This window comes from Paenibacillus sp. PK3_47 (assembly GCF_023520895.1).
Lineage (GTDB): Bacteria > Bacillota > Bacilli > Paenibacillales > Paenibacillaceae > Paenibacillus_AQ.
On the sequence record NZ_CP026029.1, the window covers coordinates 37,221 to 50,034 of the forward strand.

16 protein-coding genes are annotated in these 12,814 nt (G+C 49.9%); all 16 read right to left on the reverse strand.

Annotated features, from left to right (window positions below):
* Positions 1–14: 14 nt before the first annotated feature.
* The 16 genes from fliP to fliG all read right to left on the reverse strand — a co-directional run bounded on the left by fliP (position 15) and on the right by fliG (position 12,810).
* Positions 15–782 carry a flagellar type III secretion system pore protein FliP gene (gene fliP / locus C2I18_RS00185; RefSeq protein ID WP_249899288.1) on the reverse strand — a complete coding sequence of 256 codons (768 nt, stop codon included), beginning with the start codon at positions 780–782 and terminating at the stop codon, positions 15–17.
* A complete protein-coding gene (locus C2I18_RS00190; protein WP_249899289.1) occupies positions 779–1,306 on the reverse strand; it encodes a flagellar biosynthetic protein FliO in 528 nt (175 codons plus the stop codon). The genes fliP and C2I18_RS00190 overlap by 4 nt, the downstream gene beginning before the upstream one ends.
* 9 nt (positions 1,307–1,315) lie before the next feature.
* Positions 1,316–1,681 carry a response regulator gene (locus tag C2I18_RS00195; RefSeq protein WP_090713483.1) on the reverse strand — a complete coding sequence of 122 codons (366 nt, stop codon included), beginning with the start codon at positions 1,679–1,681 and terminating at the stop codon, positions 1,316–1,318.
* 25 nt (positions 1,682–1,706) lie between these two features.
* Entirely contained in the window at positions 1,707–3,038 is a 1,332-nt protein-coding gene (gene fliY / locus C2I18_RS00200; protein ID WP_249899290.1) for a flagellar motor switch phosphatase FliY, read from the reverse strand.
* On the reverse strand, positions 3,028–4,026 hold the full coding sequence (gene fliM / locus C2I18_RS00205) for a flagellar motor switch protein FliM (protein ID WP_249899291.1): 999 nt from the start codon (positions 4,024–4,026) through the stop codon (positions 3,028–3,030). Before fliM ends, fliY begins: the two co-directional genes overlap by 11 nt.
* A 35-nt stretch (positions 4,027–4,061) precedes the next feature.
* Positions 4,062–4,529 carry a flagellar basal body-associated FliL family protein gene (locus C2I18_RS00210; RefSeq protein WP_249899292.1) on the reverse strand — a complete coding sequence of 156 codons (468 nt, stop codon included), beginning with the start codon at positions 4,527–4,529 and terminating at the stop codon, positions 4,062–4,064.
* On the reverse strand, positions 4,526–4,750 hold the full coding sequence (locus C2I18_RS00215) for a flagellar FlbD family protein (protein ID WP_249899293.1): 225 nt from the start codon (positions 4,748–4,750) through the stop codon (positions 4,526–4,528). Before C2I18_RS00215 ends, C2I18_RS00210 begins: the two co-directional genes overlap by 4 nt.
* 113 nt (positions 4,751–4,863) lie before the next feature.
* Positions 4,864–5,682 (reverse strand): flagellar basal body rod protein FlgG, encoded by an 819-nt coding sequence (flgG, locus tag C2I18_RS00220; protein ID WP_249899294.1) that lies wholly within the window; start codon positions 5,680–5,682, stop codon positions 4,864–4,866.
* 120 nt (positions 5,683–5,802) lie between these two features.
* The gene (locus C2I18_RS00225) at positions 5,803–6,186 is read right to left on the reverse strand and encodes a TIGR02530 family flagellar biosynthesis protein (RefSeq protein ID WP_249899295.1); all 384 of its coding nucleotides are present in this window, start codon (positions 6,184–6,186) and stop codon (positions 5,803–5,805) included.
* Positions 6,183–6,677: a flagellar hook capping FlgD N-terminal domain-containing protein gene (locus C2I18_RS00230; protein WP_249899296.1), complete on the reverse strand. Its 495-nt coding sequence runs from the start codon at positions 6,675–6,677 to the stop codon at positions 6,183–6,185. The genes C2I18_RS00225 and C2I18_RS00230 overlap by 4 nt, the downstream gene beginning before the upstream one ends.
* A gap of 24 nt (positions 6,678–6,701) precedes the next feature.
* Positions 6,702–8,207, reverse strand: coding sequence for a flagellar hook-length control protein FliK (locus C2I18_RS00235; protein ID WP_249899297.1), 1,506 nt, complete (start codon positions 8,205–8,207; stop codon positions 6,702–6,704).
* A gap of 23 nt (positions 8,208–8,230) precedes the next feature.
* Positions 8,231–9,178, reverse strand: coding sequence for a MotE family protein (locus tag C2I18_RS00240; protein ID WP_249899298.1), 948 nt, complete (start codon positions 9,176–9,178; stop codon positions 8,231–8,233).
* 18 nt (positions 9,179–9,196) lie between these two features.
* Positions 9,197–9,640 (reverse strand): flagellar export protein FliJ, encoded by a 444-nt coding sequence (gene fliJ / locus C2I18_RS00245; protein WP_249899299.1) that lies wholly within the window; start codon positions 9,638–9,640, stop codon positions 9,197–9,199.
* 6 nt (positions 9,641–9,646) lie between these two features.
* On the reverse strand, positions 9,647–10,960 hold the full coding sequence (gene fliI / locus C2I18_RS00250; protein WP_481857860.1) for a flagellar protein export ATPase FliI: 1,314 nt from the start codon (positions 10,958–10,960) through the stop codon (positions 9,647–9,649).
* The gene (locus C2I18_RS00255) at positions 10,953–11,801 is read right to left on the reverse strand and encodes a FliH/SctL family protein (protein ID WP_249899301.1); all 849 of its coding nucleotides are present in this window, start codon (positions 11,799–11,801) and stop codon (positions 10,953–10,955) included. Before C2I18_RS00255 ends, fliI begins: the two co-directional genes overlap by 8 nt.
* Entirely contained in the window at positions 11,794–12,810 is a 1,017-nt protein-coding gene (gene fliG, locus C2I18_RS00260; protein WP_249899302.1) for a flagellar motor switch protein FliG, read from the reverse strand. Before fliG ends, C2I18_RS00255 begins: the two co-directional genes overlap by 8 nt.
* Positions 12,811–12,814: the final 4 nt, after the last annotated feature.

The following is a 12,814-nucleotide window of genomic DNA, read 5'->3' on the forward strand; positions in this document are numbered from 1 at the left end:
GCCTCCTCTTAGCGTCAGGTATTAAAACTTAATAGCAGCGATTGAACAACTAAGTACCAGCCGTCTACCAGTACGAAGAGCATTATTTTGAAAGGCAGAGAAATCATGACCGGAGGAAGCATCATCATCCCCATGGCCATCAGGGTACTGGATACAACGATATCAATGATCAAAAAGGGTATAAAAATCATAAAGCCCATTGTAAAAGCTTTTTTCATTTCACCTATTGCAAAAGCAGGAACCATCACCGTAAGCGGAATATCGCTGTAAGTAGCCGGCTTCTCTGTCGCATTGCTGCCCGAGTAATTCATAAACAGCAGGAGATCCTTGGTGCTCGTCTGCTTGTACATGAACTCTTTCATGGGATCGGCTGCTTTCTCAAGCGCCTCGGACTGGGTAAGCGTTCCTGCGATATACGGCTGCAGAGCTGTCTCATTCACCTGGGACAGGGTAGGCGTCATTATGAATAAAGTCATAAACAGCGCCAGTCCTACAAGCACCTGATTCGGAGGCATCTGCTGCGTACCGAGCGAGGTTCTGACAAAACCCAGTACGATAACAATCCGGGTAAAGCTGGTCATAAGAACTAAAAATGCCGGGGCCACACTCAGAACTGTCACCAGAAGCAGAATCGAGATGGAGCTGGTACCCCCGTCTGTTGAACCGTCATTGTCGCCTACTTGAATGCTAATGTTAGGAATAGGATCAGCATGTACCGGATGAAGAATCAGGATGCCGAACAAGCCGAGCAGCAGAAAAGATAAAATCAGCTTTTTTTTCATAGGCCCCTCGACTCATCCTTAGTGTCATCATCCTTGAGCAGCTCTTCCAGCTTCTCCTCTCGCTCAGGTGCGAGCGCAAGCTTGGATTTAAGTGTCTCGTAAAAAGAGGAAGACTCACTAAGTTCAATTTCCTGTGATGGAACTTCTCCGCGCATTTTGGCCTTGATCTTGTCCAGAACCGGCACCAGAAAGCCGCCTTGTCCCGCCGCCTGATCTTCAAAGGAAGAAACGACAAGCGCCACTTCAGCCGGATCTGTAATTTTGTCCAGGATAGTTATACTTTCACCGACCCCGATCACATAAATGCTGCCGCCGATTTCTATAATCTGCACCGACTTGTTAGGACCAAGACCAAGCGCTCCAAGCGTACGGATGGAACGCCCGCTCATAAAGGTCTGATTCCGGCGGCCTAGAAAACGGATCAGCAGCACAATTAGGATTACAATCACCGCAAGGACAAAAATAACGTTGAGCAGGCTCAGCAGGGGGTTACTGTTTCCTAGCGGTTCGGAATTGCCTGGCATATCTGTTTCCTATACACCCAGCGTTTTGTTGATAGCTTCGATAACGCGGTCTGCCTGGAAAGGCTTAACAATAAAGTCCTTGGCTCCCGCCTGAATAGCGTCGATAACCATAGCCTGCTGACCCATGGCTGAACACATGATGACTTTGGCATTGGCATCCACTTTTTTGATCTCTTTCAAGGCGGCGATACCGTCCATCTCAGGCATAGTTATATCCATCGTGATCAGATCCGGACGCAATTCCTTAAACTTCTCAATGGCCTGTGCTCCGTCTTGAGCTTCCCCCACTACTTCAAATCCGTTTTTCGACAAGATGTCACGGATCATCATTCTCATAAATGCTGCATCGTCCACGATTAGAATTCGGTTAGCCATTTTGAAAAATCCTCCCTAAGTATGCTTATTGTAATTTTTGAATTCGGTCCCACTGGCTGACGATATCTGTAACACGAACGCCGAAGTTTTCGTCGATTACTACAACTTCCCCTTTGGCTATGAGCTTGTTGTTAACCAGGATGTCTACAGGTTCACCGGCCAGCTTGTCCAGCTCGATAATTGAACCTTGCGACATCTCCAGAATATCTTTAATCTGCTTCTGGGTCCTTCCTAATTCTACGGTTACTCTCAGTGGTATGTCCATCAATAAATTTAAATTATTTTCGTCAATATTTCCGAAGGCCCCGGCGTTAAGGTTCGCGAATTGTACGGGCTGTACATTAACGTTGCGGTTTGGCTGAGGCGGCGCCTGCGGCGGTTCCTGTGCATAAGGCATGCCCTGCGGCGGAACTCCGTATTGCGGCGGCATTCCATATGGCGGCATACCGGGCATGCCGGGCATTCCATATGCAGGCATTCCTGCAGGAGGATAATAATAGCCGCCCTCAGGCATTCCCGGATATGGAGGCATTCCCTGCGGCGGATACTGCGGCGGTACTCCTCCAGCCGCTGGCGGCGGGGGCTGCTGGGCTGACGGCGGTGCAGGTGCAGGCTCCGGAGCTGCAGGCGGCGGGGTCTCGACGGCAGAAGCCGCTGTTTCCTGCTCTCCTTGTCCTACGTCGCCCAGAAGCATAGTTACCATGTCTTTGGCGAACTTAACAGGCAGCAGCTGCATAATGGTCGAATCAATCAGATCTCCGATTTTGAGCCGGAAGGAGATTTGAATCAGTGTCTCATCTTCCGGAAGGCTTCCTACGCCTTCTCCGCTGGACATATTCAAAATGTCGATTCCTGGAGGAGAGATGTTGACAAACCGGTTAAAAATGGTAGACATGGAGGTCGCCGATGAGCCCATCATTTGATTCATGGCTTCCTGCACGGCACTGATATGGATTTCATTCAGCTCTTCATCTTTCGGCTCCCCTTCACCGCCAAGCATCAGATCGGCAATGACCTGGGCATCCCTGATCTTGATTACAAGGGAGTTGATGCCCTGAAAGCCGTCTACATACTGGACATGAACAGCGACATGCGGTTTTGGAAAAGCTTCCTCGAACTCACTGCGGGTGATGATAGACACTTCCGGTGTAGTTATATCAACCTTTTTGCCCAGCAAAGTGGACAGTGCAGTCGCTGCACTGCCAAAGGTAATATTTCCGATTTCGCCCAAGGCGTCCTGCTCAAACGGCGTCAAGAAATCATTTACCGACTTTACCTGCGGCGCAGAGGCGCCTTCCGCAGATTGTCTGAGAAGAGCATCGATTTCTTCCTGGGATAAATAATCTTTACTCGTCAAATTCTTCAACTCCTTCACTGACAATCTCGTCTATTTGCACAGCTACACGATCTTTGACCATCCCCGGGCTTCCAATGAATTTGAGCTTGTCCCCTACCTTGATTGACAAACCAGCCTCCACTGTCTTATTTAATGAGATTACATCGCCGACGCTGAGGCCAAGAAATTCAGAAATCGATAATCTGGATTCACCGAGTTCCGCTACAATCGGCAGCTGGGCTTTGTGTACTCTCGACCTGATGGCCTCCAGTTCAACTTCGTCCCGCACCTTTTTCTCGGAAACAAACCATTGGTGTACGGATAACCTTGACATGATGGGCTCCAGGACAACGTGCGGTATACACAGGTTAATCATCCCTGTAGTGTCGCCTATCTTCGTACTAAGTGAAATCAAGGCAATCGTCTCATTCGGTGAGACGATCTGCATGAATTGCGGATTGGTCTCCAGCGCTTCCATGCGGGGCTGGATGTCCAGCACCGTCTTCCACGCTTCCTGCAGACTCTCAAAGCATCTGCTGAAGATCCTCTCCATAATCGTTGTCTCGATCTCGGTCAAGGCACTGATTTTGGCCGGGGCAGATCCGAATCCTCCGAGCAGCCTGTCCAGCATGGCGAAGGCAATGTTAGGGTGTACCTCCATAACCATCCGGCCTTCCAGCGGCTCAGCTTCGAAAATATTTAAAATCGTCATCTTCGGAATGGAGCGGATAAACTCATCATATGGGAGCTGCTCTACTTGAACGACATTGATTTGCACAAAGGTGCGCAGCTGAGCCGAAAAGTACGTTGTAAGATAGCGGGCAAAATTATCATGAATCCGCGTCAGGCTCCGGATATGATCTTTGGAGAAACGCACTGCCCGTTTGAAATCATAAGAGCGGATTTTTTTCTGCGTTTCTTCTTTTTTCAGTTCATCGGCATCCATTTCACCGGAAGAAAGCGCGGCAAGCAGTGCATCAATTTCATTTTGTGATAGTACATCAACCATTCAATCACCCCCATTAAAGAATGAACCCGCCAAGTTTAAATTGTAGTCAAAATGAAGTTGGTCACTTCAATCTGGGTCAGTTTGCCTTCGGTCAAAGTCTTATTGATCATATTCACAAGCCTGCTGCTAAGCTGGTCTTTTCCGTTAGCTCCGTTAAGCTCCTCCGGTTTGGTGTCGGCCAGCACCTTAATAATCAGCGGCTTGATTTTGATAGCCTTGATCTTCTCGAAATCTTCCTTAGCCGTTGCACTGTCCAGCTGGAAAGCGAAATTTATTAAAACGATATAATCGGGGTCGGCAAGATTAGTTTTGATGTCGGTGATTTCCGCAGTCAATTCAACGATCTCATCCGCGCTGAGGTGCTTGGCTTCCACATTCTGTACAGCAGCGGTGACATCATTTGTTTCACTCGGAAATATTTTGTCCATCAATAAAAATGCGGCAACTACGATCAGTGTAACCGCGAGTAAAATCGTGATGAGCCATGGCAGCATCTTTTTCATGAAAGCTCCTCCATTGATTGGACTTTAATGGTGGCAGCATATGTGCCTATGTCCCTGTTATAATCCCGGATTTTTGCGATGACTTCATCAGCCTTTTCAAGCACAATGAGTCTTTTTCCTGTTACGAGTGTTACGTAGGTATCCGGACTTTCCTCTACCATTTCTACCAGCAGGGCATTCAGCCACATGGGCGCCCCGTTCAAACGTGTTACCGAAATCATAACCGGCCTCCTAACAAAAAATAGGGGGAGGAATACTCCCCCATGACCTGATCAGCGTGCCTTTTAGGCAAACGTTAATATTATACAGCAAGTTTAAGATTATTGTGCAAAAATTAACGCTTGAGGTTAACCACTTCCTGCAGCACTTCATCAGAGGTCGTAATAATACGTGAGTTCGCCTGGAATCCGCGCTGGGTCACGATCATTTCCGTAAACTCGCCTGTCAGATCCACGTTGGACATTTCCAGCTGTCCTGCCACGATAGAACCTGTACCGTCTTCAGCATTATTGGCTGTGGTCGGTACCAGTTCACCCTCAGCATTGGCATTCAGGGTCATCCGGTAAATATTGCCGCCAACCTTTTCCAGCCCCTGGGGATTACTAACCTTGGCCACACCGACTATCAAATCTGTATTGATAGTTCCGTCTGCCAGCGTCTGCAGAATCGTACCGTCACTCGAAATGGAGAATGCGGTAGTGTCCTCCCCCAATTGGATAGCTTCTCCATCCGAGCTGAGCACGTGAAGACCGTCCGAGGTCACCAGATTCCGGTTAGAATCCACATGAAAGTCTCCGGCACGGGTCAGGAACGGTGTCTCCTGATCTTCAGTGAGGCTGACCAGGAAGAATCCATCCCCATCGATACGCAGGTCTGTCGGATTATTGGTAGTCATGGCACTGCCTGCCAGATGGAGGGTATCTACCGATCCGATACTTACGCCCAGCCCGATCTGCTTGGCATTCACACCGCCCTGGCCCCCGTCAACCGGAGCGGAAACACCGGATACCGTTTGGCTCATAATATCCTTGAACATTACACGGCTTGATTTGAAGCCGATGGTATTCACATTCGCAATATTATTACCGATGACATCCAGCTTGGTTTGAAAGCCGCGCATACCTGAAACGCCTGAATACATAGATCTCAACATGAATAAAATCCTCCCGGAATATAGAGTCTTGGACTCTTAATTTATAATAGAATCAATATCAAGCTTGGGCCGCGTCAGTCGGTCGGCGGCCACTCCGGCTCTCCAGTCAGGACCGGCCGGTTAAGAAATAATAACTGCACTGTCAATTTGCGTGAACACATTGTCTTTCATCGAATTACCATCCATCGCTGTTACAACGGTACGGTTCGGCACACTGACAATGAACGCCATGTCTTTCATTAGTATCAGGGACTCTTTGCTGCCTTTGGCTGCGGCCTTGTCCACTGCAGACGAAATCTGGTCCAGCTGCCGGCTGCCAAGCTCAATCCCCCGCTGCTCCAGCCGTTTGGCGGCATGATTGCTGAATTTCAGCATGTTTTTCTGCAGAATGCTCTCGAAGGATGCCTCTGCAGCGTTGGTGTTCTTCGAAGCCTGAGATCTTTGCAGGGCCTGCGGATGTACACTTGCGGGATACATTTGGCCTATGGTCAGCCGCTCGCTCATGCCTTCGCCCCGCTCTCCCCGCTGTTCTCTGAAGGATTGCTGTCACTTACAGTATTCACTTCAGGAGCAGCATTCTGGATTTGAGTAATATCTGTCAACGCAACTCTTTCACTGCCTACCACCGCATATTGAATGCCGCTGCTGACCACGATCGATTCCACATTTCCGGATTTGGACAGCTCCGTCTTAGGATCAGTCCAGGTGATATCCTTGCCGATCAGACCTGATACCGAACCAAGCGACTGGTTCATAGCCGTCAGCTGTGTAGAGATGTTCATCAGCTGCTCTACAGATGTGAACTGGGCCATCTGGGCGATGAATTCCTTATCTTCCATCGGCTGCATCGGGTCCTGATTCTGCAGCTGTGTAATCAGTATCTTGAGGAACTGATCCTTGCCCAGTGTCGAGCTGCCGGTACTTTTGGCCGTGCCTGTATTTGAGACATAGTTCCACTGGTCACTGCCTGAGATCAGATTCGTAGTTGTTGCCATTTGCTCACCTCACTTCTATTTAAGCTACGCTTGTGCCGAGAATCTTCCATTAAGATTGCTATCTATTACTTTATTTTCAGCTACCCAGTCTTTCCATTCTCCATTCAATTCTGCAGCCAGGAGTGCATCCCCGTTGTCTTCGCTGCGTTCTTTGGAACGTCTGCCTTGCTGTCCGCCCCCGTTAGGCGTTCCCTGGCCCTGCTGTCCGCCCCACTGGGATGGATTCGAGGGATTACTCTGGGATACTTCCAGGCGTTCGACCTGAAGCCCCTGGGACTGCAGTGCTGCACGAAGCTGATTCATCTGCTGTTCCAGCATATCCTTGGCTCCGGAGTGCTCTGTCATGAACTGGGCTACAAGGTTACCGTTCTGCATGGTAATTTTGACGTCCACCTGTCCAAGGTTCTCCGGGAACAAAGTGATTGTAGCTTCAGCCACACCGCCTTTTCTGACGATTTCCAGCTTGCCTGTAATGAAGGTATCCATTTCCTGTGCGAACTGGTGAACCGGCACCTGCGGTGCTTCTGTCTTAAGCGGAGCTGTTACACCTGCTCTTAAGGACAATTGACCTGCTGTCACAATCTCATGCTGTTCAGAAACAGTACCGGCTTCAGCCGCCGTTTCCTCTACCGGAACGGAATCCGGGGCAGTTAATCCCGTTTTTGCATTTACCATGTTGGCCTTCTCAGCACCCGCATTCTCAGCTTTGGACGGAGCTGATCCAGCGTTTCCGGTCTCAGGACTGTTTGCTGCAGCAGCATCTATAACGCGGCTGTTCATCGCCATAGCATTTCTGTCCTTATTTCCGGTTTCGCCGTTTCCGGTAGTTTCAGGCTGCTTTAGGGATACTGCGGGCGCTTCTCCTGTGACCGATCCGGTTTTTTTAGCTTTGTTCTCCGGAACTGTATTCTCCGCCACAATTGCCGAGAAGCTGTTCAGCAGAGCCATTCCTTTTGCCGCAGTCTCTTCCTTGCCTTCGGCTGAAGACTGCTGAATCAGGGTTACAAGACTGTTAAGCTCGTCCTGAACGGCAAAGCGGAGGGTCTCCGGATTCTGGGCCAGCGGAGACAAGGCTGCAGCAGGCGCTGCTTTGCTGTCTGAATCGCCTGACGTGTCTGCTGCAGTACTGTTGGCTTCATTGCCTGTGAGAAGCGCTGTGACCTGTAGTATCCAGCCTTGCAGTGCCTCCAGAAGTGCCGGGTCACTGCTTATGGTTTCATCAAGCTTCTCAAGATCCTTTACAAGCTCATTTAAAAGATTTGCACCTGCTGCAGCATCACTCTGCGTAGTCTCTTCGCCGGCAGGCTGCACAGCGTTCAAGAGTCCTTGAAGCAATGAAGCAAGGTTACCGAACACCGGCGTTTCTGTACCTATGGCTGATGTACCTTCCATACTTTGAACAAGGGTCTGGGCAAAAGGCATGGCCGCCCCGCTTCCCCCTGTCGCTGCCGTCCCGCTAACTGAAGCAGTTGTCGTTCCTCCGGTTGCCGGCATTGCGCTTCCCGTGAATGATTGTAAAACCAAACTCATTTTCTTTCACCTCCCTTCATTTGTTATTGCCCGCCCATCAGGCGGTTTACAATTTTTGCGGCCTGGGCGCTGTCGTTTTTGGTCATTTCACCCAGAATAGAAGAGCGCACGCCGTCACTTACCGATTTCAAAACTGTTATGACTTTATCCGGACTGATACTGTACATCGATCCAAGTAATGCTCCTGCCTCTGACGCCGGCATACTGGTAAAAGTCTGGCTGAGCTTCTCCTGATCCAGATTGGCGGCTGTTGTCACCGGAGCAGCAGTGTCATTCTGCTTCAGTCTGGATTGAAGGGCTGCAATAGCCATATCGGTTGAATTGGTCGTTTCCTTTAGCTTTATTGTAACTTCAGCAGCTTTTTCCGGATCCATTTTTTCCAGAATGGCTGTTTTGCTGGCATTATTCATGGCATTGAACACCTGCACCTGTTCTTCCGTAGTCAAATTCTCCATTATAGGGGCAGCTTTCGAAGCCTTCATACCGGCATACAGTTTAGCCAGATCAGTGATCTTTTGCTGGTAAGGATCTACGGTTTCTTCTGCGGTTGCTGCTTCTGCAGCCTCGGCTTCCACTTTCATATCCTCAATCTGCTTTTGAAGCGCCTGAACCTGTGTATCCTGGGCAGTCTTTTCTTCAGCTGCCTGCTTCAGCTGTTCAGCCTGCTGGGCAAGCTGGGCTTTCAGCTCCTTGATGGTTGCATCCGAGCTTTCAGCCTGTTCTTCACTCTGAGTCCCCGGATCAGTCTCTGCAGCCTCATTAGGGTCTACAGGAGGATCAGGAACGATATTTCTTACTACAGGAATCTTGTCAGCAATTTCAAGTACATTATTGCGGATGTCCATATTAAAAAGGGTCAACAGTACTCCAAGCAGCACCAGAGTGAATATGATCGGGATCATCAGAAACAAAAACCGCTCAAATTTACCTGCCGACTCCTCATTTTCCAGTTCCATTTCATTATTAGCCACTAGCGGAAACCTCCCGGGTTAGAGGGATTTCATCGCGAAGCGGACGGTAGCCATCTCATCCAGTTCGTTTTGTTCCCGTAAAATCATATCCTGCTGAAAAATGTTTTTTGCTTTGTCTCTCGCCTTCAGCCATACCTTCTCGTCGAGCATTTTGGTATTGAGGTTGTCCTGCTTGTGTTGAACTTCCACATGTGCCTTGTTAATATCCGAATGCTTGCGGGCAATACATTTATCCAGGTAGTCAACATATTGCTGCATTTCAATTATTTTGGACATCGGTGTTTTGTTCTCCGCTGCATTTTGCAGAGACAACATCAGTGTACTGCGCTGAACCAGCAATTCATCCAAGCTTTTTTCCTGGGCCTGCAGTTCTCCGAGCGCGCTTGAAAGCATCCACTCTGCCTGTGTTTTTTCGTTTGCTTTCAAGTCCACAACTTTTTGGAAAGTATAATGGAATCTCATTGCCTATCAACTCCTTGAGAACTGTGAAATTAAAGATTGTTGAACTTCAGCCAGCGTGACCTTTTCGTTCACCCTTTGTTTGGTGAAATCCCAAATGCTGTCGATAAAGCGCATCGATTCGTCAATTTGGGCGTTAGAGCCAACCTGATAGGCCCCGATATTAATTAAATCCTCCGAGTCTTTGTAGACTGCCATAAGCCGTTTTACATTTTCCGCTGCTGCAATCTGGTCTTCAGGGGCTATATCCTTCATTACCCGGCTGATGCTGGCCAGTACATCAATGGCGGGAAAATGGCCCTTGTTGGCAATATTCCGGTTAAGCACGATATGGCCGTCCAGAATCCCGCGGACAGCATCTGCAATCGGCTCATTCATATCATCACCGTCTACCAGCACTGTATAAAAAGCGGTAATGGAGCCTGTAGGCCCTGTACCGGCCCGTTCCAGCAGCTTAGGCAGACTTGCAAAAACTGACGGGGTATACCCTCTCATTGCAGGCGGCTCGCCTACAGCCAGGCCAACCTCGCGCTGTGCCATCGCATATCGGGTGACAGAGTCCATCATCAGCATGACGTTCAGTCCGCGGTCCCGGAAATATTCAGCAATTGTAGTCGCTATAAGTGCACCCTTTATCCGGATAAGCGCAGGCTGGTCGGATGTCGCCACCACTACCACTGAACGCTGGAGCCCCTCCGGCCCCAGATCCCGCTCGATAAAGTCCAGTACCTCTCTGCCCCGTTCACCGATCAGCGCAATCACATTCACATCAGCTGAAGTATTGCGGGCAATCATGCCCATCAGCGTACTCTTACCGACACCCGAGCCTGCAAAGATCCCCACCCGCTGTCCCTTGCCAATGGTCAGCAGCCCGTCTATTGCCCGGACTCCAATGCTGATCGGCTCATGCACCCGCGGACGGTTGAGCGGATTGGACGGAATGTTGAAGGTGGAGCTGTGAGGCATTCTTGCCGGAATAAGAGAACCGTCAAGCGGCTGACCCAGCCCGTCCAGCACCTTGCCTAGAAGCTCAGATCCTACTTGAACACTGAGCGGTTTGCCGGTGCCTACAACGTCACAACCGGGGCCAATGGCCTGCAGCTCGCCAAGAGGCATCAGCAGCACCTTGTTATCGCGGAAACCTACAACCTCTGCCTGTAATGGTTTGCTGCCTTTAGTCGGATAAATATAACACACATCACCGATGCTGGCGTCCGGACCTTCGGATTCAACCATCAGTCCAATGACCTGGGTAACCTTTCCGTTAATCCGGACAGGATCGAAACTGCGCAGCTGCTCTTTATATTTTCCGATGTCAAGCATGGTCTTCCTCATTTCTGTGTTCCTCGGTATCCAGTGCAACCCTTACCAGCTCTTTCTTAATTTCAGCCAGCTGGGTATCGATCCGTGCATCAATACTGCCGAAGGAGGACCGGATGACACAGCCGTGATCTTTAACTGTAGAATCGGGCAGAATCTGAAGTTCAGCCTGGGAATCAACAGCCAGGGCCAATTCCTCCCTTGCTGCATTCACAAAGGCAAACTGTGCAGGCGACACGCATAATGAGATCAGCCCCTGCTCACGTTTGCGCGCCAGATTCCGGGTAATAAGATCCATGGCAAACTGCGGTTCCACCGTCAGCTGTTTTTCGACTATTTTCTCGGCAATGCTGCAGCTCAGCTCTACCAGAAAGGGTTCAGCCTCCTGAATGATCACATCTCTTGACCGGTAGGCTTCCTGCAGTACATTACGGGCTTCTTGCATCATTTCGGCCAGCTTACGCTCCATATCATGTTCGGCCTGAGACAGACCCTCCTGATAACCTGTCTGGTACGCCTCAGCTTTGACAGCCTCAGCCAGGTGCTCATCCTGCTCTCTCCGCTGCCGCCACCACTCTTCAGCCTCTGTCTTTGCCGATTCCACAATCTTCTCAGCTTCCAGCGATGCATTCCTCACCTGCTCTTCAGCGAACGCCTGGGCGTCCTTAAGCATTTGCTTGCGGGCCTGCTCGGCCTCTTCACGCGCCGGATCATGGTAGTGCACCTCTCCAGCAACCGCTTCCTCAGCAGGCTCCTCGGCCAATCCGGCATGCTGTCTAGCCTGTTCCAGCCGTTTGAGCACGTCTACCGGAACATATTGAGAGTGTTTAATCAGCTTAGACAATAATGTCATCTCCTCCGCCACGGGCGATGATAATTTCACCTGACTCTTCAAGTCTGCGTATCGTGCCTACGATGCGCGTCTGGGCTTCCTCGACGTCACGCAGCCGCACCGGACCCATATATTCCATTTCCTCGCGGAAGGTCTCAGCCATACGCTTGGACATGTTGCGGAAAATAACATCCCGCACTTCCTCACTGGCCACCTTGAGTGCAAGCTGCAGGTCGGCATTGTCGATATCTTTGATGATCCGCTGAATGGACCGGTTGTCAACATTGACGATATCTTCAAATACAAACATGCGTTTCTTGATTTCTTCGGCCAGCTCCGGATCCTGAATTTCCAGGGAGTCCAGAATGGTACGTTCTGTCCCGCGGTCTACGCCGTTCAGGATTTGAACAATAGATTCGATACCGCCTGCATTCGTATAATCCTGCGTTACCGTAGCGGAAAGCTTCTGCTCCAGCACGCGTTCTATTTGTGTCACTACCTCAGGGGAGGTACTGTCCATGATTGCTATTCTTCTGGCTACCTCAGCCTGTTTTTCCTGCGGCAATGAGGAGAGTATGGATGCAGCCTGTTCGAACTGCAGATAAGACAATACAAGTGCGATCGTCTGAACATTTTCGTTCTGGATAAAGTTCAGAATCTGGTTCGGATCAGCCTTACGGGCAAAATCAAATGGTCTGACCTGAAGCGTTGCTGTCAGCCGGTTGATAACCTCCAGCGCCTTGGAAGAGCCCAGCGCCTTTTCCAGAATCTCCTTGGCATAGTTGATACCGCCTTGAGAGATGTATTCCTGGGCGAGACAGATCTGGTGAAATTCTGACATGATTGATTCTTTCTCCAGGCTGTCCACCTTGCGGACATTGGCAATCTCCAGAGTCAGCTGTTCAATTTCCTCGTCTCTTAAATGCTTGAATATTTGTGCCGATACCTCGGGCCCTAGTGTGATAAGCAGGATCGCCGCCTTTTGGCGGCCGCTGAGACCCTGCTGGCTAGCCTTTGCCATTAGT